Consider the following 21,599-nt stretch of genomic DNA (forward strand, 5'->3'; position numbering starts at 1 on the left):
CCCTTTCACTCGTCCCGACAGGTCCGATGGCATGTCCCGCTTTGCCGACCCCCTGAGTCCCGATCTGGATCAACTCTCACTGCGCTGGCTGTGGGTGCTGTTCCTGGCCGCCATGTTCACGGGCTTTTTCTACAACCTGGACGGTTTCGCCCTGTTCGACCTGGACGAAGGCGCCTTCAGCGAGGCCACCCGGAACATGCTGGAGCGCGGGGATTTTCTGGCCACCTACCTGTTCGGCGAGCCGCGTTATGATAAGCCGATACTGATCTACTGGCTACAGGCCCTGAGCGTGAGCGCCCTGGGGCTGAACGAGTTCGCCCTGCGACTGCCCTCGGCCCTGGCCTCGGCCGGCTGGATGCTGCTCATCTGGGCCTTCACCCGTCGCGTGCTGGGCCACCACACGGCCCTGGCCGCAGGCATCATCGGTGCCACCACCATCGGCATCATCATCGTGGGTCGCGGGGCCATCGCCGATGCCGCCCTGAACCTGTTCATTGCCGGGGCCATGTTCGCCATCTTCCTGCACTTCCGGGAGGGCGGTCACCGCTGGGTATACCTGGCCTTCGCCTGCATGAGCCTGGGTTTTCTCACCAAAGGGCCAGTGGCGGTGGTCATCCCGTTGGCGGTCAGCCTGATTTTCTATGCCCTCAAGGGCCGCTGGCGGGACTGGCTGAAGGCCGCCTTCAACCCCCTGGGCATCCTGCTCTTCTTGCTGCTGGTGCTGCCCTGGTATCTGGCCATCACCTGGCGGGAGGGGCCGGGCTTCCTGCTCGGGTTCTTCCTGGAGCACAACCTGCAGCGCTTCCTGGAGCCCATGGAGAGCCACAGTGGGCCGATCTTTTACTATCTGCCGGTGCTGCTGGTGGTGATGCTCCCCTACACCACCGTGATGCTGCGCAGCTTTGTGGAACTCAAGGAACGCTTCCGGGATGACCTGCAGGGCTATCTGCTGCTGTGGTTCCTGTTCGTGTTGGCCCTGTTCTCCCTGGCCAGCACCAAGCTGCCCCACTACATCTTCTATGGCGTGACGCCGTTGTTCATCCTCATGGCCATGCACCTGGACGCGGTGCGCAGCCGCTTCCTGCTGTTCCTGCCCCCGGCCCTGCTGTTCGGCGCCCTGCTGGCCCTGCCGGAGCTGGTGGGGCTGATCAAGCCCCATGTGGACGATGACTTCATCCTGGCCCTGCTGAGCGACTACCCACAGCACTTCGGGCCGCTTTGGCATGCCTTCTTCGCCATTGCCACCGTGGCGGCGGTGTTCTTCATGTTCGACCGGCGCATGGCCCGGGCCTGGCGCATCTTCCTGCTGGGGCTGGTGATGAACGTGGGCGTGGCCGGTCTGCTGCTCCCGGCCGCCGCCGGCCTGCAACAGGCCCCCATCAAGGAAGCGGGCCTGGCCGCCCGCGATCTGCCCGATACGGTGGTCATGTGGCGCCTGCACAACCCGAGCTTCAACATCTATGCAGAGCGCAGCGTGGAGCGCCGAGAGCCCGAGGTGGGCGAAGTGGCCGTCACCAAGCAGGACTCCCTGGAGCGGCTGGAGGACTACGAGATCCTGTTCTCCCAACGCGGCGTGGTGCTGGTGAGGGTGCTGGCCCGGTGAGGCCAACCCGTCCCGGGCGGTGGCACTTGCCACCGCCTTGTGGCCGCGTATAGTCTGCGGTCTTCAAGGACGAGACCCGATGGAAGGATCCATGAATCTTGCTGTCATCGCCAGCCGGGCGCAACTGGGCATCCAGGCGCCTCCGGTGCATATCGAGGTGCACCTGGCCAATGGCCTGCCCAGCTTTGCCATGGTGGGCCTGCCCGAGGCCGCGGTGAAGGAGAGCCGCGACCGGGTGCGGGCCGCACTGCAGACCAGCGGCTTCGAGTTTCCCGCCCGGCGCATCACCGTGAACCTGGCCCCTGCCGACCTGCCCAAGGATGGCGGCCGCTTCGATCTGGGCATTGCACTGGGCATCCTGGCCGCCTCGGGGCAGATCCCCATGGCTTCCATCCGTAACAGCGAATTCCTGGGCGAACTGGGTCTCACCGGCGAGTTGCGCCCGGTGCGTGGCGTTCTGCCGGCGGCCATGGCCGCCCACCAGGCGGGGCGAACACTGGTCCTGCCCCGGGGGGATGCGGACGAGGCGGTGCTGGTGGAGGATGTGAACGTGATCGCCGCGGGACATCTGCTGGAGGTGTGCAGGCATCTATGTGGCGAATCGCCCCTGGACAGTCATCCGCGCCGATCCGAGGGCACCGATGATGATCATGGATCCGCCCTGCCCGACCTGGCGGACGTGCGCGGCCAGCCCCAGGCCCGGCGCGCCCTGGAGGCGGCCGCCTCCGGCGCCCATCACCTGCTGATGATCGGCCCGCCAGGCACCGGCAAGACCATGCTGGCCAGTCGCCTGCCGGGCTTGTTGCCCCCCATGAGCGAGGCCGAGGCCCTGGAGACCGCTGCCCTGCACGCCATCAGCCAGCAGGGGATCGACACCCGTCGTTGGCGCACCCGGCCATTCAGGTCGCCGCATCACACGGCCTCCGGGGTGGCCCTGGTGGGAGGTGGCTCACGACCGCGTCCCGGGGAGATTTCCCTGGCCCATCACGGCATTCTTTTCCTCGATGAGATGGCCGAGTTCGACCGACGGGTGCTGGACGTGCTGCGCGAGCCCCTGGAGACCGGCCAGATCACCATCTCCCGGGCGGCACATCAGGCGGAGTTTCCCGCGCGGTTTCAACTGGTGGCGGCCATGAACCCCTGCCCTCAGGGATATGACTGCGACCTGGGGCCGCAATGCCGCTGCACACCGGAACAACGCAGGCGTCAGCGCGGACGCATCTCGGCACCCCTGCTGGATCGCATCGACCTGTGCATCGAGGTGCCGCGCCTGCCCCGGGATCTACTCATGGACGCCGGCCCCACCCCGGAGTCCAGCGCCACCGTGCGAGCCCGGGTGCTCCGTTGTCGCGAGGGGCAGCTGGCGCGACAGGGCTGCCTGAATACGGCCCTCTCCGGTCGCGAACTGGAGCGACTGACGGAACTGAGCGCAGAAAACCGACGCTTGCTGGAACAGGCCATGGACCGGTTCCGGCTGTCGGCCCGCAGCTATCACCGCATCCTGCGGGTGGCTCGTACCCTGGCGGACATGGATGAACAGGCGACCATCCAGCAGGCGCATCTCATGGAGGCCCTGAGCTATCGGGCCATGGACCGTTGGCGAGAAGACACGGGCGGATAAGCCGGGACTGGAGCACGGCCGGCACAAAGGGTAAGGTGAGCCGCCTCCCCGTGACAGCCACCGGACCCTGGCCATGCGCATCCCACGCTGCTTCATCGATCAACCCCTGCAAACCGGCGAAGAGATCGCCCTGGACGAACGCGCCCACCGGCATGTGGTGCAGGTGCTGCGGCTGCGGGTAGGGGCACCGCTGATACTCTTCAACGGCGAAGGCGGCGAATATGCCGTCACCCTCACCCAGGCCGAACGCAGGGCCTCCCGGGTGCACATTGATGAACATCGCCCCCGGGACACCCGCCCGGCGCTGCGCGTGACCCTGCTGCAGGGTATCGCCAAGGGGGACCGCATGGACTACAGCCTGCAAAAGGCCACGGAGCTGGGGGTGAGCCGGATTCAGCCGCTGGTGGCCAGGCGCAGCGTGACCCATGACGACCCGAAACGCATGCAAAAGCGCCTGGACCATTGGCGTGGGGTGATCATCAGCGCCTGCGAGCAAAGCGGTCGCACGGATATCCCGAAGTTGCTGCCCCCCCTGCCCCTGAGCCAGTGGCTGGACGAGCAGCCGGGGCGCGAGGCGCAGGAAGTCGCCTCATGGTCGCTGGTACTGGACCCGGAGGCCACATCAGGTCTTGGGGATCTGGCGGCATCCAGGGATCAGCCCCGGGCGGTCACGCTGCTGATCGGCCCCGAGGGCGGACTGGAGGAAGGTGAGATTGCCCAGGCCCGTCACTGCGGCCTGAGCCCGGTGCGACTGGGCCCGAGGGTGCTGCGCACCGAGACCGCCGGTGTAGCGGCCCTGGCCATCATCCAGTCCCTGTGGGGGGACATGGGCTGATCAAAGCCCCTTGAGCCCGGCCTCGAGCATGTCCTCCATCATCTCGAAGGCGGGGATGATGCACAGCACCCCACTGGCACGCACCCGGGCGGCAATCACCGATGGGTCCTCTTCGCGGCGCGGCTCCAGTTCGATATCGGCAGGGCTGAGCTTCACGGGATGGGGGATGCCCCGCACCTGCAAGCCGTAATATTCCAGGCCTGCATGGCGTTCCACACCATGCAGCACCACGAAACGGTTGATGCGGGTCTGACGCTCCTCGGGCACCTGCAGCAGGGTGTCCAGGGAGACGATGGGGACCTGGGCCTGGCGCCAGTCGAAGACCCCGCGCAGCCACGCGGGGGCACCAGGCACACTCCTCACCACCTGCTGGGTCACCACTTCCACCGCCACCGACTGGGGCAGCAGCAGGTTCTGCTCCTGCAGTGAGATGATGAAACAATTGACGCTGTCCGGCTGTTGATTGCTCATCGGGTGCCTTGGGCCTCCAGCAACCCCTGGATGTGGTTGAGCAGGTCGGTTTCCTGATAGGGCTTGCCCAGGTAGTGATTCACGCCGATCTCCATGGCCCGCTGCCGATGCTTGTCGCCGGTGCGGGAGGTGATCATGATGATGGGAATGTGATTCAGACGCACATCGTTACGCACGTGGGTGGCCAGCTCAAAACCGTCCATGCGCGGCATCTCGATGTCCAGCAGGATCAGGTCCGGCACGGTGTCCTGCAGCAGGGCGAGGGCATCCAGGCCGTCCTTGGCGGTCAGCACCTGATAATGGTGGCGCTCCAGGGCCCGGGCCGTCACCTTGCGGATGGTGATGGAATCATCCACCACCATGATGGTGGCCCGGGACTCCTCCGCGCCGGGCTGGCCATCGCCGTGATAGACCAGCTGCACACCGGCGCCGGCCCGCACCAGGGCGGGGATATCCAGGATCATCACCACCCGGCCGTCCCCGAGGATGGTGGCGCCGGAGATGCCCTTGACCTTGGCCACCTGCGGCCCCACGGACTTGATCACCACCTCCCGACTGCCCTGGAGGTTATCCACCTGCAGAGCAATGCGCACATCGCCAGAGCGCACCAGCAGCACCGGGAACATGGTATCCGGGTTGTGCAACAGGGGCTGGGAGACATCCAGCAGCGCCCCCAGGTGCTTCACCTCATACTGATTGCCGGCATATTCGTACTGGGGGTCCTGCTCCGCATACAGCGCGGCCAGATCCCGGGCACGCATGCGCACGATGCCCTCGATACTGGACAGGGGCACGGCGTAGACGTCCTCCCCGGTCTGCACCAGCAATGACTGGGTGATGGCCAGGGTGAAGGGCAGGCGCACGGTAAAGATGGTGCCCTCTCCCTGGGTGCTGTCGATGGCCAGTACGCCGCCCAGTTGCTTGATTTCGCTATTGACCACGTCCATGCCCACCCCGCGGCCCGAGATCTGGCTCACCTGATCGGCGGTGGAGAAGCCCGATTCCAGGATGAACTGCATCAGGTCGTGGTCCGACAGGGACGCCATGTCACGCACCATCCCCAGGCGTTGCACCTTCTCCCGCACCATCTCCAGCGGAATGCCGGCGCCGTCATCCCGCACCTGCAGAACCACTTCGGAACCTTCACGGCTGACCCGCAGCAGGATGCGACCCACAGGCTCCTTGCCCTGGGCGAGGCGTTTTTCCGGGGGCTCGATGCCGTGGGCGATGGCATTGCGCAGCATGTGTTCCAGGGGCGCCACCATGCGCTCGAGCACGGAGCGGTCCAGTTCGCTGGCCTCCCCCTCGATGTCCAGTTCCACCCGTTTGCCCAGTTCCGTGGCCGTCTGGCGCACGATGCGGCGCAGCCGCGGCGCCATGGTGTCGAACTGCACCATTCGGGTATGCATCAGCCCTTCCTGCAACTCGGTGGAGACGCGCGACTGCTGTTGTAACAGGGTTTCGGAATCACGCACCTGATCGGAGAGCAGATCCTGAATACTCACCAGGTCGTTGACACTCTCCGCCAGGGCCCGTGACAGTTGCTGGATATTGGAATAACGATCCAGTTCCAGGGGGTCGAAGTCCTCCTGCCACTTGGCATCCTCACCCTGCTCCTGCTCGTGCCGGAACAGGATCTGCGCCTCGGTTTCCATTTCCAGCTTGCGCAACTGCTCGCGCAACCGGGCGATGGTCTGGGATAGCTCCCCCAGGTTGAATCCGAATGCGGTGATCTGCTGCTCCATGCGAGCATGGTAGATGCTGACCTCGCCCGCAAAGTTGACCAGGTTATCCAGCACATCGGCGCGCACCCGCACCTGTTCCTGCCCCCCCGCAGCGGCGCGTGTGGCCGGAGCGGGCTCCGGCTCGGGCATGAACGGCTGGGGTGGCGGGATGGGCACTGAGGTTTCCGGTGGAGGGACCTCGGGCTCTTCCTGTACCGGCTCAGGCGTTGGTTCCAACACCGGGCCGGGCTCGCCCGCGCGCATGTCGTGCAGCTGCGCCACCAGTTCGGGGGCCACCGGGACAGGCTCACCCCGCTGCGCCCGCTCCACCATACTGGTCAGGCGGTCAACACCCTGGTGAACGGTGTCCAGCATGGATGACTGAGCCTCGCGTTCCCCCTCGGAAATGGCGATCATCAGGCTTTCCAGGGCGTGGCTCAGATCGGCGATGGCGGTGATCCCCGCCATGCGCGCGCCCCCCTTGAGGGTGTGGAGCTGCCGCTGGAATTCGTTGATCAGTTCCTGATCATCCAGGCTCTCGCCCCAGCGCTCCAGGGTGGTATCCACCTCGTTGAGGATGTCGCTGGCCTCTTCCAGGAAGATGTCCATGAGCTCATCGTCGGGTTCCCCGGCGCCTTCCACGTCGGCATCTTCCACGTCGGCACCTTCCACATCGGCGCCTTCGTTTTCGGCGAACCCCTCATCGTGACTGCGGGCCTGACGGGCCTCCTCCTGCCGCGCCAGCGCCTCTTCGTACAACGCCTGGAAACGGGCCTCCAGTGCCGCCCCGTCGGGCACCCAGGACCCCGCCGGCTGGAGCAGAGCCTCCAGCACGACACGGACGTGGGTGAGCATCTGCTCCAGTTCGTCCAGCGAGTCCGCGGGCAGGCGCGGATTATCGTCCTCCCCCACGGCACGCAGGTAGCGCTCGCAGGCACTGCAAACACCCGAGACTTCGGGCACGTCGGCGGCGCGGGCACTGCCATTGAGGGTGTGAACGGTGCGCTGCAGGGATTCGCTTATCGGCAATCCCTCCACCTCCCGCCGACCCTGGGCGATCAGGTCTTCCAGGGTGTGCAGATGCTGCTCAGTCTCGGTGCGGTAGATATCGAACAGCGCCGGATCCATGCGCGGCTCCATGGCCGTCTCAGCGTCCGGTTCGGCATCCGTGGATGCTGCAGGCGCTGGCTCGTGCTCCACCAACCCAGGAGGCTCGACTGCGGGCAGGGGCGTGGACCTGTCTCCCTGCCCCGATGCCAAACGCCGCGCCCGATCCATCAGTGCATGGACGTTGACGTCCGCCCCCCCCTCCCCGCGGATCTGTCCCACCAACTGGGGCAACACCGTCAAGGAGGTCTCGGCGAGGCTCAGCACCGATTCGTCCACGGGAATGGCCTGGTCAATGACACGGTTGATCAGATTCTCGTTGGCCCAGGCAAACTCGCCCAGCAACTCCGCACCCACCAGACGACCACTGCCCTTGAGGGTGTGGTAGGAGCGCCGCATGGTGGTCAGGGCCTCTTCGTCCTGCGGATTGGCCTGCCAGCGGGGCAGCCAGGTCTGCAGGCGTTCCAGTTCCTCGGCAGCCTCCTCCAGGAAGATCTCCAGGATGTCGTCGTCGGGCTCACCGGCGAACACCGCCAAGGATTCGGTGCCGTAGACCTCGTCGCCGGTGGTTTCAGATGTTGTTTCGGGTTCAGGCTCGGGCTCGGACTCGGGCTCGGACTCGGACTCAAGCGGCTCAAGCGGCTCAAGCGGCTCCAGCCGCAGGGTCTGGTCCTCCCACTCGGGCAAGGGTTCTTCAGGGATCTCTTCCGGAGTGACATCGGATTCGCCCAGGAACGACGGCGGCCAGTCCTCCTGTTCCTCGGGCAGGCGACCTGGCGTCACCAGGGTGCGATCCTCATCCCCGGTATCCGTCAGCACGGTCTCGGGTTCGACCTCCTCGGGCGTCGTCTCAGGAGGTTCCAGGTCCAGCAGTTCCAGCTCCCCTTCGGCCAGGAGTGTCTCGTCCAGGTCTGCCGGTTCTTCCGGCGCCTGCGGCACCTCGGACAGATCCGGGAACAGGGCCTCCGTGGCCTCGTCCGTCATGCCCTCGACACCCAGACGGGCCAGGGCCGAGCGGCCCAGTTCTATCATGGCGTCCGGATCTCCCTGCCCTGAATCCAGATCCTCGAGATAGCATTCCACTGCGGTGATGGCATCGGCCAGGGTGGACAGTGTCTCATCCGTGGCCGGCTGGCCGCCGCTCATCAAGGTGTTGCGCAGGTAATCCCGGACCCCCTCCAGCAGGGCCACGCCATCGTCCAGGTTGAGGATGGACAGGGCCCCGGCAATGCCGTCCAGGTGCTCGGGCACCTCATCCAGGGACTGCACGTGGGTGGGGTCCTGGGAAAAGGTGATGATGGCTTCCTTGGCCCGGTTCATATCGGCCAGGGCCTCACGAATGAGCGCCCCCAGCACCGGACGGGAATCCGTCGGTGACAGGCCACCCAACCTGGGCGGCAGGCGTCCAGCCGCCGGCTCCGGCTCCCGACCGGCCTCACCCGCCACTGCCGAACCGATGGCAGCCTCCACATTGAGCATTTCGGCGGCCGCCTGCATGAGCACCTGCTCGTCAGCCTCACTCTCGCCGCGGGCAATGGCGGCGAGGATCTCCGCCTCGCGCAGGGCAATCTCCCGGGGCTCGGTCATGCCCAGCATGGCCAGGGTGTCGGCGATGCCATGCAGCTTTTCCACCAGGGGGTCCAGATCCGCGCCGCGGCGCCCACCGGTGTGCATGAAGACATCCAGACTGTCCTTGACGTCGGCCAGATCCTCGCGGATCACCTTGGCAACAGCACTCATCAATTCCTGATTGGGGGCACGCAACCCCTCCAGGGCGGCTTCCAGATCCGCCTCATCGGGTACCAGCTCGTTGAGGCGGTAGGCCTGCTGGATCGCCCGCACCTGTTCCCCGTCGGAGCGTGCCCGGGCCACGTAGTAAAGCAGGTTACGCACCAACTCCTCGGGGATGCGATCCGCCATGGCCTGTTCACCCTGATCGATCAGGGTGCGGATCTGACGATCCAGGGTACCCAGCAACTGCTTGACGGCCGCACCAGGCTCCAGACCCTCATCGGTGAGGGCCTCGGTGACGGCAGCGGCAATGGCGAACAGCCGGCGCACCGATGCCTCGCGGGCATTGCGGCGCAACCCGCTGATGACCCGATCCATACGGTGCAGGCCGGCCTTGGCATTCTGGCCCCGCAATAAGGCCAGCAGGCCCCGCTGGTAGTGGTGACGTTGGGTGCGCGCCCATTCCCGGACATCCTCCTGGGGTTCGGCGGCAGATTGACCGGGCAGGGCATCGCCTTCGGCCAGATCCGGGAAGAACAGCACATTCTCGCTCAGCAGCCCCGCCTTGCGGATGGTGCGCAGGTCATTGAGCAGCGGCAACAGGACGATGGGGATGTCACGGTGGCCGGTCTGGATGTGCTCCAGGTAGTCGGGCAATTGCAGGATGGCCCGCATGAGCACCTCGAAGGCCTCGTCGCGGCTGGTGACGGTATCGTCCTCCAGGGCTGTGGTGAGCGCCTCCATCTCGCGAGCCAGCATGGCGGCGCCATACAACTCCACCATCTGCAGGGTGCCTTCCACCTGCCGCAGCCGCGCGCGGGTCTCCTGCACCCTGTCGGTCTGTGCACTGTCCTCCAGATAGGCTTCCAGGGCGACGCGGGCCTCCACCAGCAGCGCATCCAGCTCCTTCTTCACCCAGTGCAGGGCACTATGTTCTCGGCTGTCTTCTCTCATGGCCCACCCAGCCTGTTCCCAATGGTGTTAGCGAACCGGCGACTATCGTGCCCCGCAGGTCATTGCCCTGGATACTCGGGCATCAGGCCTGACCCTGATCGGATCGGCCCGACTTGCCTCCCTGGTCAGTGTCGGCGGGGTCGATGATCACCGTCTCCAGCTGCTCGGACTCAGGCAGCTTGAAGCCGGAGACCGACTTGCGCAGTTCGGAGGCCAGATTGGCCAGGTTGCCGATGGAAACGGCCGTCTCGTTGGTGCCATCGGAGGTCTGCATGGTGATCTCCTGGATGACGTTCATGGTGTTGGAGATATTCTGCGCCACCTCGGATTGCTGACGCGCCGCCTTGGAGATGTTGGCAATCAGGTCAGCCAACTGGTGGGACACCCCTTCGATCTCGGCCAGGGCATCGCCGGCGTCGAAGGCCAGCTTGGCACCGCCCACCACGTTGGAGGTGGACTGCTCCATGGAGATAACCGCCTCCTTGGTGTCCGCCTGGATGGTCTTGACCAGGGCCTCGATCTGCTTGCTGGCGTTGGAGGAGCGTTCAGCGAGTCGCTGCACCTCGTCGGCCACCACCGCGAAGCCGCGCCCGGCCTCACCAGCCGAGGAGGCCTGGATGGCGGCGTTCAGGGCCAGGATGTTGGTCTGGTCGGCGATATCGGTGATCAGGCTGACGATGTCGCCGATCTCCTGGGAGGATTCACCCAGGCGCTTGATGCGCTTGGAGGTCTCCTGGATCTGCTCGCGGATGGTGTCCATGCCGTCGATGGTCTTGCGCACGGTGAGTGCGCCCTTGGAGGCGATCTGCACGGATTTCTGTGCCACCTCGGCGGAGGACTCGGCGGAGCGGGACACCTGCTCGATGGAGTCGGCCATGTCGGTCACGCCGGAGGACGCGGAGGCGATCTCCCGGGCCTGGTGGTTGGAGGCGTCGGCCAGGCGCAGCGCAGTGGCCTGGGTCTTCACTGCAGCGGTGGAGACCTGCATGGCCGTCTGGTTGATGGTGGTCACCAGGCTGCGCAGGGCGTCGATGGCGTAGTTCACCGAGTCGGCAATGGCGCCGGTGATGTCCTCGGTGACCGTGGCGTGAACGGTCAGGTCCCCTTCCGCCAGGTTGGTCATCTCATCCAGCAGGCGCAGGATGGCCCGCTGGTTACGACGATTCTGCTCCGTGGTCACGGCCAGTCGGCGCTGGGCGTCCTGATAGAAGAGATAGGCCAGCAGGCCGATGGTCACCACCGTCAGGGCCGCCAGCAGGTAACCGGCGATCACCCACTTGCTCAGCCCGGCAGCATGGCGTTCCACAGCCTCCTGAAAGCCACCCACCGCGGCCAGCAGGTCGCCGGCCTGGGCGCTTGCCTGATCGGCGGTCGTGGACACGCGGGCCAGGCTGGAAGACAACCCCGCCAGGGCTTGAAGGTCGGGGCTCAAGCTGTCCAGGTGGCCCTGAATCCGGCTCACCTGATCTGTCATGGCCGGCGCCACATCGTTGTCCGGCAAGGCAAGGGCCTGCAGGCGATTGATGTCCGCCTCCAGGCGCCGCAGCCCCTGCTCCAGACGCTGGGCGCTGCCAGGAAGGCCCTCGCCGGCTTCGACGAGCAGAAGATCCCGCTCCATGTCCCGGCTGCTCATGGCGATGCGGGCTGCCAGATAGACCCGGTCGGACTGTGCACCGGCCTCCGCCAGATCGCCGGCCAGCACCTCCGCCGACTCGCGCAGTCGGGACAGTGCCGGGGCGGCGCGCCCGACGCGCTCGCTGGCATCGGCCAGGGTGGAGCGGGCATCCAGCAGGTCATTCAGGGGGGGGCGAAAACTGTCCCAGGCGCCGCGCAGATCCCCCAGCGGCCCGGTCAGGGCGCCGGAGACCGGCGTGATGTCGGCATCGCCGTCCCGCAAACGGGTCAGTGAAGCGTCCAGACGATCCCGGTGACGCCGCAATTCCACAAAGGCCGCATCATCGCCCGCTGCGGCCACCCGGGCCTGGGAGTCCAGACGCTGAACCCACAGTCGTTGATCCGCGGCGACGGCGGCATAGTCCCGACTGTTACCCACCTGCATGGTGTAATACACGAAGGCGGACACGGTCAGCAGCATCAACAGCACCACAATGCCGGTGAGCACCGCCATGCCCCGGCTGATGCCCATCTTCGCGGCCCCGTCACTTGAAGGCGATTTCATCGTGTCTCCCTCGACCCGCCATGGGCGTCTGCCGCCATGGCACCCTGTGTGTGATACCGGCTTACGCCGAGATGTTCATGAATTGTTCGTCGTCCACCAGCTTCCACGGGCTGAAGACCGCCAGATGTTCATCACCCCGGCGGCAGGCTCCGGCCAGGTAAGGCTGCAGGCGCGCATCCACCTCGGGCACGTCGTCCAGCCGCTCTTCACGCCAGTAGTGCTTCATCCCCAGTACGCTCTCCACCAGCAGCCCGGCATACACGCCCTGGTGATTCATCACCAGCAGGCGTTGCCGTCGCGGATCGAATTCCAGGTTGTCGCCGTACAGGAACCCGTGCAGATCCATCATGGGCAGCAGGTTGCCCCGCATGTTGGCCATGCCCAGGGCCCAGGGCTTGACCCCTGGGATGCGCGTGAACGAGGGGGGCGTCACGATTTCTGCCACCTGTTCCATGGGGGCCAGCAGGGATTCGCCGTGAATGCGGAACAGAACGCCCTTCCAGGCCCCGCGCAGCTCCTCCTGAATGGGCAGCTGCCCACCCAGGGACCGCCCCTTGCGCTCCATGGAGACCAGGTAGGCGAAGGGATCCGCGGCCGCCGTATGGGTCTGGGTGGACTCCATCAGGGCAGGATGTCCTTGAGCCGTTCCAGCAGATCCTTCTCCTTCACGGGCTTGACGATGTAATCCCGCGCACCCTGGCGCATGGCCCAGACCCGGTCCGTTTCCTGATCCTTCGTGGTGACCACGATCACCGGGATCCTGGCGGTCGCGGCGTCCTGGCTCAGCTGCCGGGTGGCCTGAAAACCATTGAGGCCAGGCATGACCACATCCATGAGGATGAGGTCCGGCAGGATCTCCCGCGCCTTGGCCATGCCATCCTCACCGCTGGAAGCGGTGCTCACCTCATAGCCATGCTTGCCCAGCATGGTCTTGATGACATGCAGTTCGGTGGGTGAATCATCGACCACCAGGATGCGGGTCATGACATGGTCTCCCTATGGATGCTCTGGGCCTCATCCGCCCTGATGGCGGCATGGGCCGGGTATGGTCGGCCCCACCCCGGGCCTGGCCTACTGTTTCCTGACATGCGACCTGATGGCACCCAGCAGGTCGTCACGGGTGAAGGGTTTGGTCAGGTACTGCTCCGAGCCGACGATACGCCCCCGGGCCTTGTCGAAGATGCTGTCCTTGCTGGACAGCATGATCACCGGCGTTTGCTTGAACAACCGGTTGTGCTTGATCAGTGCACAGGTCTGATAGCCATCCAGCCGCGGCATCATGATGTCCACAAAGATGATGTCCGGCTTGTGCTCGGCGATCTTGGCCAGGGCCTCGAAGCCGTCGGTGGCCGTCACCACCTCGCAGCCATGCTTTTTCAGCAGTGTCTCAGCCGTGCGCCGGATGGTCTTGCTATCGTCGATGACCATCACCTTGAGTCCCGAGAGATCCTCCTCCCCGCTACCGCCTTCCTCGGTGTGTTCGCTCACGACGCCCCCGTGCATGCCGTTGTGTCAAGACAGGCCCCCGAATTTACTCCATGCCCCGGGCCGTATCAAACAAAACCCCAGGCCGCCGCCAATGGCTTTGCCTTTGCTGTCTTGTATGATGCACCCATTCTCCTTGAAAGCGTGTGGGGTGGGCCGATGAACGGCACAGACATCCGATTGGGCGTAGTCATGGACCCGATTGCGGGCATCCAGGTGAAGAAGGACTCCACCCTGGCCATGCTGCTGGCTGCCCAGTCCCGGGGCTGGCATCTGCATTATCTGGAACAGGGTGACCTGTGGCTGGAGGACGGCCGCGTGCTGGCCAGTTCCCGCCCGCTGGCGGTCCGCGACGACCCCATGCACTGGTACGAGCTGGATGAGGCCGGCACCCATCCCCTGGCTGACCTGGACGTGATCCTCATGCGCAAGGATCCCCCCTTCGACATGGAGTATATCTACACCACCTATTTGCTGGAGCTGGCCATGGCCGAGGGCTGCCATGTGGTGAATCACCCGGCCAGTCTGCGGGACGCCAATGAAAAGCTGTTCACCGCCTGGTTCCCCCAGTGCTGCCCGCCCACACTGGTCAGCCGCGACCCCAGCCGCATCCGCGAGTTCATGGCACACCAGGGGGATATCGTGGTCAAACCCCTGGATGGCATGGGGGGCGTTTCCGTATTCCGCCTCACCCCGGGGGACAGCAACACGGGGGTCATTCTGGAGACCATGACGCAACGGGGCACCCGCACGGTGATGGCGCAGCGCTTCCTGCCCGAATATCGCCAGGGGGACAAACGCATCCTGCTCATCGACGGCGAACCGGTACCCTACGCCCTGGCCCGCATCCCGGCCGAGGGTGAAAACCGCGCCAACCTGGCCGTGGGCGGGCGTGGCGAGGGTCTGGAGCTCAGCGACCGGGATCAATGGATCTGCCAGCAGGTGGGCCCCAGGCTGAAGGAAAAGGGACTGACCTTCGTGGGCCTGGACGTGATCGGCGATTACCTCACCGAGATCAATGTGACCAGCCCCACCTGCATCCGGGAACTGGACACCCTGTTCGAACTGGATATCGGAGATCAACTCATGGGTGCCATCGCCCGCAAACTGGAGGCTGAGGCATGAGCCGGGCAATCCTTCACAGGGCCGCTGCGGTACTGGCCATCATCGTGACCACCGCCCTCATGGCCGGCTGCGAGCGTCCGGAGATTCATCGGGACCGTTTCATCGCCTTCGGCACCATCGTCGAACTGAACATCTACACCGCTGACCGGGAACTGGCCCGCACCGCCGCTGAGGCCGTGCGGGCGGATCTGGACTACATGCACGGCGCCTGGCATGCCTGGGAACCCGGCCCCATGGGGCGCACCAACCAACTGCTGGCCACCGGCATGGAATTCTCCGCCAACCCCTCGGTACTGCCGCTGATCATCGAGGCCAAGCGACTCTCCGAGGCCACCGAGGGCTTGTTCAATCCGGCCCTGGGAGAGCTGTTTGCCCTGTGGGGCTTTCAGTCGGACGACCCTCAGGGCCCGCCGCCGGATGACGCGGAGATTCAGGCGATCCTGGAGCAACAGCCTGCCATGGACGATGTATGGATCGACGGCATCCGCATGCGCAGTCACAACACCGCCGTGCGCCTGGACCTGGGGGCCTACGCCAAGGGGTATGGCCTGCATCAGGCCATGGAACACCTCAAGGACCTGGGCGTGGAAAACGCCATACTCAATGCCGGGGGCGACCTGCGCGCCATTGGCCGGCCGGGCAACCGCCCCTGGCGCATCGGCGTTCGCGCACCCGACGGTCAGGGCGTGCTCGCGGCCATCGACACCAAGGGCGATGAGGCCATTTTCACCTCCGGTGACTATGAGCGGTATTTCATGCACGAGGGCGAGCGTTATCATCACATTCTCGACCCGCGTACCGGTCATCCCGCACGGGGCACCCGATCGGTCACGGTGATCCATGATCATGCCGCCGAGGCGGATGTGGCCAGCACCGCCCTGTTCATCGCCGGTACCGACGACTGGCCCCGCATCGCCGCCCGCCTGGGCATCGAGAAGGTCATGCTCATCGATGATGCGGGCGTGGTGCACATGACCCCGGCCATGGAAAAGCGGGTGCGTTTCGAGACGAAGCCCAAGGATCGCATCATCACGCCGCTGCCCGACGGGCAGGACGCGGCGTCCGTCGCCCCGCCGGCATGATCACCCGAGCCGACGCCCTGGTGATCCTGCTGGCCTGCGGGCTGGTGGCCAGCACCTATGCCTGGCTTTGGAGCCCGGGTGCCCCCGCCTCGCAGGTGCGGGTGATTTCCGGCAACGAAGAGGTGGCCCGGCTGCCCCTGAACGAGGCCCGGCAACTGGAGATCTCGGGCCCTGCCGGCATCACCGTGGTGGAGATCGCCGATGGGGCCGCGCGCTGTGCTGCTTCCCCCGGCTCCCAGGGCATCTGCCAGAGCGCAGGCTGGTTGAGGCGGACCGGCGACATGGCCGTGAGCCTGCCCAACCGGGTGATCATCGAGGTGCTGGGCGATGAGTCCGAATTCGACAGCATGAACTACTGACTCCCGACATCGCCCCCGTGCAGCTTGCCACCACCCGCGAAGACCACCTGATTGCCTGGCTGGCCGCCCTGGCCATTGCCGTGCACGTGCTGGAGGCCGCCTTCCCCAGCCCGCTGCCGGGGATCAAGCCGGGACTGGCCAACGTGATTACCGTGCTGGTCCTGGTGCTCTATGGATGGCGCATGGCTGCCTGGGTGACCGGCCTGCGGGTGCTGGCCGGCAGCCTGGTGATCGGCACCTTTCTCAGCCCCACGTTCTGGCTCAGCGCCGCCGGTGCCCTGTGCAGCCTTGCAGCCCTGGGCCTGGCCCATTGTCTGGCAGGCCGGGCCCTGAGTCCCATGGGACTGTGCGTGCTGGCGGCCCTGGCGCACATGCTGGGGCAGTTCCTGCTGGCCTGGTGGCTGTTCATCCCCCACGCCAGCCTGCTCAAACTGCTGCCGGTGTTGCTCACCTTCTCACTGATTTTCGGTGTGGTGAGCGGTACAATGGCGGTCCTGATGCAACGACGGCTTTCGCCTTCAGCGTGAGCAACCTGACCCCCTCCAGCATGGTGACACCCGGCGACCGCCTGGGCCTGGGAATCTTCCTGGCGCTGGCGATCCACGGCATCGTCATCTTCGGCCTGGGCTTCGATTTCGAGCCGGCGCCTCCCCTGGAACGCCCACCCATGATGGATGTGGTGCTGGTGCAGACCCAGTCCCGGGAAACGCCCGACGATGCCCGTCACATCGCCCAGGTGGATCAACAGGCCAGCGGCCGTGAGGCCGACGAGGAGCGCCCCAGCAGTCCGGTGACCGCCCCCCTGCTCAGACCCACCGACGGCCTGGCTCCGGAAGAATTGCGCGCCGGCGCCCCGGAACCCACGCCCCGGGAAGCAGTGGAGGTGATCACCGCGGAGCAGAGCGAACAGCCCGCCACGCCGGACACCCCCACCGAAACGCCAGCACCCACGCGTGAACTGACCACCGATGAACTGGTGGAGCGCAGCCTGCAGATGGCCCGGTTGAGTTCGGAGATCTCCGAACAGAACCGACGCCACGGCCATCGTCCCCGCACCCATTACGTGGATGCCCTGAGCGCCAAGTCCGCCGTGGAGGCCAGTTATCTGGATGCCTGGGTACGCAAGGTGGAGCGGGTGGGCAACCTCAACTACCCGGATGAGGCGCGGCGCCAGCGTCTCTCCGGCTCCCTGGTGCTCAGCGTGCTGGTGGACCAGGAGGGCCAGGTGCTGAGCATCGAGGTGGGCAACAGTTCCGGAGAGCGCGTGCTGGACGACGCAGCCCGGCGCATCGTCGATCTGGCGGGTCCTTTCGCGCCCTTCCCGGCCGACATGCGCAAGTCCTACGACCAGATCATGATTACCCGCACCTGGGTGTTCCAGGGCAACCAGACCCTGCGCACCCGTTGAACATCGGTCGATCTGACTGACTGCCCCACCTACGACAGCCGGCATCAAGGGTGTACACTAGCCCATGTACCCCAAGTGCGCCCTGAACCCATGCACAGTGCCAACTTCACAGACCAGTTCCTGATCGCCATGCCCTCGCTGGAGGATCCGAATTTCTTTCATTCGGTCACCTACGTGTGCGAGCACAGCGAGGATGGCGCCATGGGCATCGTCATCAACCATCCCACCGACCTCACCCTGGAGTCGGTGCTGGAGCACATGGGCATCTCCATCGAGGTGGACGCCAGCCAGGTGCCCGTCTTCAATGGTGGCCCGGTACAACCGGACCGGGGCTTCATCCTGCACCCGCCGGAGCGACGCTGGACCTCCACCATGCAGGTGAGCGAGCGGATCTCGGTCACCACCTCCCGGGACATCCTGGAGGCCATGGCCCGCGGCAGCGGCCCCGAGTCCTACCTCATCGCCCTGGGCTACGCCGGCTGGGGCCCCGGGCAACTGGAACAGGAGATCGGCGAGAACGCCTGGCTCACCTGCGCCTCCGACCCGGATATCCTCTTCCAGCAACCCACCGAAAAGCGCTGGCAGGCTGCCGCGGGCCGCCTGGGGGTCGATCTGTCGCTGATGACCGGCCAGGCGGGACATGCCTGAACAGCGATCGAAGCCGGCGAATACGGGGCCGGCCACGTCGGGCACGGTACTGGGGCTGGACTATGGCGAGAGACGCATTGGGGTGGCGGTGGGTAATGGCCTCACCGGCACCAGCGCCCCCCTGGAAACCCTGCCGGCCCGCAACGGCATCCCCGAATGGCCCCGCCTGGACACCCTGGTGCGCGAATGGCAGCCCCAGTTGCTGGTAGTGGGTCTGCCGGAAACGGATGACGGCACCGAGCACCCCCTGGCCCGACGCATCCAGGCCTTTTCTGACCGGCTGCGTGCCCGCTACGGCTTGAAGGTGCGCCCGGTGGATGAACAATTCACCTCTGCCGAGGCCGAATCCCATCTCAAGGACTGGCGCCGCGAGGGACGCCGCGGGCGTATTCGCAAAGAGGACATCGACGCCGTGGCGGCGGCGGTGCTCCTGGAACACTGGCTTTCCCAAGAGACCTCCCATGACTGAACACGTCAAACAGCTCCTGGACCGCATGGCCGACGAACTGCGTCACCGCCTGCAGGACAAGAGCATCACCGATCCCGGCCTGGTGGGCATTCACAGTGGCGGTGTCTGGGTGGCCGAGCAGTTGCAGTCCCGCCTGCAGCTGGAGGCCCCATTGGGCAGACTGGACATCTCCTTCTACCGGGATGACTTCAGTCGCATCGGCATGCACCCCCAGGTGAAACCCTCCTCCATCCCCTTCTCGGTTGAAGACCGGCATATCCTGCTGGTGGACGACGTGCTCTTCACTGGCCGCACCATCCGCGCCGCCATGAACGAGATCTTCGATTATGGGCGGCCCGCCTCGGTGACCCTGGTGGTGCTGGTGGAGCGCGACGGACGAGAGTTGCCCATCCAGGCCCAGGTGGTGGGGGAACACCTGAAGCTGAACCCGGACCAACAAGTGAAGCTGCGCGGCCCTGAGCCGTTGCATCTGGATATCGTGCAACTGGAGGCATCGTCATGACGGAGGCCCGGCCCACCCCCCCTGCTCCAGCCACCTCGGGGCCACTGCCTCCATCGCTGCAGTTTGGCGATCAGGGTCGGCTGCGCCATCTGCTGACCATCGAAGGGCTCTCCCGGCCCTTGATCACCGAGATCCTGGACACCGCCGAGTCTTTTCTGGGCGTGAACGCCCAAACGGTGAAAAAGGTGCCCCTGCTGCGGGGCAAGACGGTGATGAACCTGTTCTTCGAGGCCAGCACCCGCACCCGCACCACCTTCGAACTGGCCGCCAAACGCCTGTCCGCCGACGTGCTCAACATCAACATCAGCACCTCGGCCACGGTGAAGGGCGAGAGCCTGCTGGACACCCTGCGCAACCTGGAAGCCATGCTGGTGGACATGTTCGTGGTGCGTCACGCCGACAGCGGTGCCGCCCACTTCATCGCCCGGCACGTGGCACCCCACGTGAGCGTGCTCAACGCCGGCGACGGTCGTCATGCCCACCCCACTCAGGCGCTGCTGGACATGTTCACCATCCGCCACCACAAAGGGGATTTCTCCGCCCTGCGGGTGGCCATCGTCGGTGACATCCTGCATTCGCGGGTGGCCCGCTCCCAGATCCACGCCCTCAACGTCCTGGGCGCTGGCGAGGTGCGGGTGATCGCCCCTCGCACCCTGCTGCCAGCCTTTGTGGAGGAACTGGGTGTGCATGTCTTCCACGACATCCGCGCCGGCCTCAAGGATGTGGACGTGATCATCATGCTGCGACTGCAGCGAGAGCGCATGGATAGCGGCCTGCTGCCCTCCGAGCACGAGTTCTTCCAGCTCTGGGGCCTGAACGAGGAGCGCCTGGCCCTGGCTGCCCCCGAGGCCATCGTCATGCATCCCGGCCCGGCCAACCGGGGCGTGGAAATCGACTCCCGGGTGGCGGACGGACCACAGTCCGTCATCCTCAAGCAGGTGACCTATGGTATCGCCGTGCGCATGGCCGTGATGTCCATGATCATGGGGGGGAGCGTCAACCAGGGTGCATCGCAATGAAGCTGTTGATAGAACAGGGCCGGGTCATTGATCCGCACCAGGGCCTGGATGAAGTCACGGATCTGTTCATCGAAAAAGAGCGGATCGTCGCAATGGGTGTCGCGCCGGAGGGGTTCAACCCCGACCGGCGTATCGATGCCCGGGGTCGCTGGGTGCTGCCCGGGCTGGTGGATCTGGCGGCGCGCCTGCGCGAGCCGGGGTTCGAGAACAAGGCCACCATCGCCTCCGAGACCCGGGCCGCCGCCAGCGCCGGCATCACCACCCTCATCTGCCCCCCGGACACCGACCCGCCGGTGGATTCCCCCGCTCAGATCGAACTGATTCATCGCCGCGCCAAACAGGCCTGCGGCGTGCGCGTGCATCCCCTGGGGGCACTCACCGAAGGCCTGCAGGGTCAGCAACTGGCGGAAATGGCAGCACTCAAGCGGGCCGGCGCCCTGGGTGCCAGCCAGGGCCTCAAACCCCTGGACAGCCACGTGCTGCTGCGCCGGGCCCTGGAATATGCTGCCAGCCACGAGATCACCGTCTTCCTGCACCCCATCGACCGTTCCCTGGCTGCGGGTGGCTGTGCCCACGAGGGCTCCGTGGCCACCCGCCTGGGGCTGACGGGCATCCCCGAGGCCGCGGAAACAGCCAGCCTGGGGGTCATCCTGGCACTGGTGGCCCAGACGGGCGCCCGCATCCATCTGTGCCGACTGTCCACGGCAAGGGGTGCCGCCCTGGTGGCCCGCGCCCGGCAGGACGGCCTCCCGGTGACGGCCGATGTATGCGCTCACCAGCTGTTCCTTACCGAGATGGACGTGGCGGACTTCAACAGCCTGTGTCACGTGGTGCCACCGCTGCGCACCGCCCGTGACCGCGAGGGCCTGCGCCAGGCGGTGGCCGACGGCACCATCGCCGCCATCTGCTCGGACCATCAACCCCACGAGGCGGACGCCAAACTGGCCCCGTTCCCGGCCACCCAGGCCGGCATGTCCACCCTGGAAACCCTGCTGCCGCTGACGCTGCGGCTGGCCGAAGAAGGCGTGCTGCCCCTGATGGAGGCCATCCGGCGGGTGACCACCGGCCCGGCCAGCATCATGGGCCTGCCCACCGGCACCCTGGCCCCGGATGCACGGGCCGACATCACCCTGGTGGACCCGGACAAGGTCTATAGCCCCAGCGCCGACAACTGGCTCAGCGCCGGTCGCAACAGTCCGTTCTTTGGCTGGGAGTTCCAGGGTCGGGTCACCCATACCCTGGCCGCCGGACGTGTCATCTTCGAGTCCCGAAAGTAA

The 21,599-nt window shown here is 65.9% G+C and carries 19 protein-coding genes; 13 read left to right on the plus strand and 6 right to left on the minus strand.

Going from position 1 to position 21,599, the window contains the following annotated elements; all coding sequences use genetic code 11:
- Positions 1-31: 31 nt before the first annotated feature.
- The 3 genes from LPW30_RS00345 (at position 32) to LPW30_RS00355 (ending at position 4,059) form a co-directional block, all read left to right on the plus strand.
- Positions 32-1,603 (plus strand): ArnT family glycosyltransferase, encoded by a 1,572-nt coding sequence (locus tag LPW30_RS00345; RefSeq protein ID WP_239679806.1) that lies wholly within the window; start codon positions 32-34, stop codon positions 1,601-1,603.
- A 91-nt stretch (positions 1,604-1,694) separates the two neighbouring features.
- Positions 1,695-3,224, plus strand: a complete 1,530-nt coding sequence (locus tag LPW30_RS00350; RefSeq protein ID WP_239679807.1) for a YifB family Mg chelatase-like AAA ATPase — start codon at positions 1,695-1,697, stop codon at positions 3,222-3,224.
- Between the two features lie 73 nt (positions 3,225-3,297).
- Positions 3,298-4,059: a 16S rRNA (uracil(1498)-N(3))-methyltransferase gene (locus tag LPW30_RS00355; RefSeq protein WP_025282772.1), complete on the plus strand. Its 762-nt coding sequence runs from the start codon at positions 3,298-3,300 to the stop codon at positions 4,057-4,059.
- On the opposite strand, the gene LPW30_RS00360 is transcribed toward LPW30_RS00355, so the two are convergent.
- The 6 genes from LPW30_RS00360 to LPW30_RS00385 all read right to left on the minus strand — a co-directional run bounded on the left by LPW30_RS00360 (position 4,060) and on the right by LPW30_RS00385 (position 13,653).
- The gene (locus LPW30_RS00360) at positions 4,060-4,530 is read right to left on the minus strand and encodes a chemotaxis protein CheW (protein ID WP_025282773.1); all 471 of its coding nucleotides are present in this window, start codon (positions 4,528-4,530) and stop codon (positions 4,060-4,062) included. It abuts the gene before it with no gap.
- A complete protein-coding gene (locus LPW30_RS00365) occupies positions 4,527-10,046 on the minus strand; it encodes a hybrid sensor histidine kinase/response regulator (RefSeq protein WP_239679808.1) in 5,520 nt (1,839 codons plus the stop codon). Before LPW30_RS00365 ends, LPW30_RS00360 begins: the two co-directional genes overlap by 4 nt.
- Before the next feature lie 82 nt (positions 10,047-10,128).
- Complete coding sequence (locus tag LPW30_RS00370) at positions 10,129-12,225, minus strand: methyl-accepting chemotaxis protein (protein ID WP_239679809.1); 2,097 nt, start codon at positions 12,223-12,225, stop codon at positions 10,129-10,131.
- Between the two features lie 61 nt (positions 12,226-12,286).
- On the minus strand, positions 12,287-12,847 hold the full coding sequence (locus LPW30_RS00375; RefSeq protein WP_035369662.1) for a chemotaxis protein CheW: 561 nt from the start codon (positions 12,845-12,847) through the stop codon (positions 12,287-12,289).
- Positions 12,847-13,209, minus strand: a complete 363-nt coding sequence (locus LPW30_RS00380) for a response regulator (RefSeq protein ID WP_025282775.1) — start codon at positions 13,207-13,209, stop codon at positions 12,847-12,849. The genes LPW30_RS00375 and LPW30_RS00380 overlap by 1 nt, the downstream gene beginning before the upstream one ends.
- Before the next feature lie 87 nt (positions 13,210-13,296).
- Entirely contained in the window at positions 13,297-13,653 is a 357-nt protein-coding gene (locus tag LPW30_RS00385; protein ID WP_177169973.1) for a response regulator, read from the minus strand.
- Positions 13,654-13,869: 216 nt separating this feature from the next.
- Between LPW30_RS00385 and gshB the strand changes: the two genes are divergently transcribed.
- The 10 genes from gshB to LPW30_RS00435 all read left to right on the plus strand — a co-directional run bounded on the left by gshB (position 13,870) and on the right by LPW30_RS00435 (position 21,599).
- On the plus strand, positions 13,870-14,835 hold the full coding sequence (gshB, locus tag LPW30_RS00390; protein ID WP_274521594.1) for a glutathione synthase: 966 nt from the start codon (positions 13,870-13,872) through the stop codon (positions 14,833-14,835).
- A complete protein-coding gene (locus LPW30_RS00395) occupies positions 14,832-15,917 on the plus strand; it encodes an FAD:protein FMN transferase (protein WP_239679811.1) in 1,086 nt (361 codons plus the stop codon). The genes gshB and LPW30_RS00395 overlap by 4 nt, the downstream gene beginning before the upstream one ends.
- Positions 15,914-16,276: a NusG domain II-containing protein gene (locus LPW30_RS00400; RefSeq protein ID WP_239679812.1), complete on the plus strand. Its 363-nt coding sequence runs from the start codon at positions 15,914-15,916 to the stop codon at positions 16,274-16,276. Before LPW30_RS00395 ends, LPW30_RS00400 begins: the two co-directional genes overlap by 4 nt.
- A 17-nt stretch (positions 16,277-16,293) precedes the next feature.
- Positions 16,294-16,803 carry a Gx transporter family protein gene (locus LPW30_RS00405; protein ID WP_239679813.1) on the plus strand — a complete coding sequence of 170 codons (510 nt, stop codon included), beginning with the start codon at positions 16,294-16,296 and terminating at the stop codon, positions 16,801-16,803.
- The gene (locus tag LPW30_RS00410) at positions 16,800-17,684 is read left to right on the plus strand and encodes an energy transducer TonB (RefSeq protein ID WP_025282781.1); all 885 of its coding nucleotides are present in this window, start codon (positions 16,800-16,802) and stop codon (positions 17,682-17,684) included. The genes LPW30_RS00405 and LPW30_RS00410 overlap by 4 nt, the downstream gene beginning before the upstream one ends.
- 90 nt (positions 17,685-17,774) lie before the next feature.
- A complete protein-coding gene (locus LPW30_RS00415) occupies positions 17,775-18,332 on the plus strand; it encodes a YqgE/AlgH family protein (protein ID WP_025282782.1) in 558 nt (185 codons plus the stop codon).
- Positions 18,325-18,801, plus strand: a complete 477-nt coding sequence (gene ruvX / locus LPW30_RS00420; RefSeq protein ID WP_025282783.1) for a Holliday junction resolvase RuvX — start codon at positions 18,325-18,327, stop codon at positions 18,799-18,801. Before LPW30_RS00415 ends, ruvX begins: the two co-directional genes overlap by 8 nt.
- Complete coding sequence (pyrR, locus tag LPW30_RS00425; protein ID WP_025282784.1) at positions 18,794-19,303, plus strand: bifunctional pyr operon transcriptional regulator/uracil phosphoribosyltransferase PyrR; 510 nt, start codon at positions 18,794-18,796, stop codon at positions 19,301-19,303. Before ruvX ends, pyrR begins: the two co-directional genes overlap by 8 nt.
- Positions 19,300-20,322 carry an aspartate carbamoyltransferase catalytic subunit gene (locus tag LPW30_RS00430; protein WP_025282785.1) on the plus strand — a complete coding sequence of 341 codons (1,023 nt, stop codon included), beginning with the start codon at positions 19,300-19,302 and terminating at the stop codon, positions 20,320-20,322. Before pyrR ends, LPW30_RS00430 begins: the two co-directional genes overlap by 4 nt.
- Positions 20,319-21,599, plus strand: coding sequence for a dihydroorotase (locus LPW30_RS00435; RefSeq protein ID WP_025282786.1), 1,281 nt, complete (start codon positions 20,319-20,321; stop codon positions 21,597-21,599). The genes LPW30_RS00430 and LPW30_RS00435 overlap by 4 nt, the downstream gene beginning before the upstream one ends.

It is taken from the genome of Ectothiorhodospira variabilis (assembly GCF_022227625.1).
GTDB classification, from domain to species: Bacteria; Pseudomonadota; Gammaproteobacteria; order Ectothiorhodospirales; family Ectothiorhodospiraceae; genus Ectothiorhodospira; species Ectothiorhodospira haloalkaliphila.